Origin of the sequence: Enterobacter sp. PL1, from assembly GCF_945957325.1 — a bacterium.
GTDB lineage: Bacteria > Pseudomonadota > Gammaproteobacteria > Enterobacterales > Enterobacteriaceae > Enterobacter > Enterobacter roggenkampii.
In genome coordinates, this window is record NZ_CAMFKT010000109.1 from 1 (window position 1) to 425 (window position 425).

At 52.7% G+C, this 425-nt stretch carries 1 rRNA gene; it reads right to left on the reverse strand.

From position 1 onward, the window contains the following. Positions 1-20: 20 nt before the first annotated feature. Positions 21-425: ribosomal RNA gene (locus N6P30_RS24480) — 16S ribosomal RNA — on the reverse strand; the annotation flags it as partial.

A 425-nucleotide genomic window follows, 5' to 3' on the forward strand; every position in this document is an offset into this window, starting at 1 on the left:
CAAAGGCAGGTTCTTTAAGGTAAGGAGGTGATCCAACCGCAGGTTCCCCTACGGTTACCTTGTTACGACTTCACCCCAGTCATGAATCACAAAGTGGTAAGCGCCCTCCCGAAGGTTAAGCTACCTACTTCTTTTGCAACCCACTCCCATGGTGTGACGGGCGGTGTGTACAAGGCCCGGGAACGTATTCACCGTAGCATTCTGATCTACGATTACTAGCGATTCCGACTTCATGGAGTCGAGTTGCAGACTCCAATCCGGACTACGACGCACTTTATGAGGTCCGCTTGCTCTCGCGAGGTCGCTTCTCTTTGTATGCGCCATTGTAGCACGTGTGTAGCCCTACTCGTAAGGGCCATGATGACTTGACGTCATCCCCACCTTCCTCCAGTTTATCACTGGCAGTCTCCTTTGAGTTCCCGGCC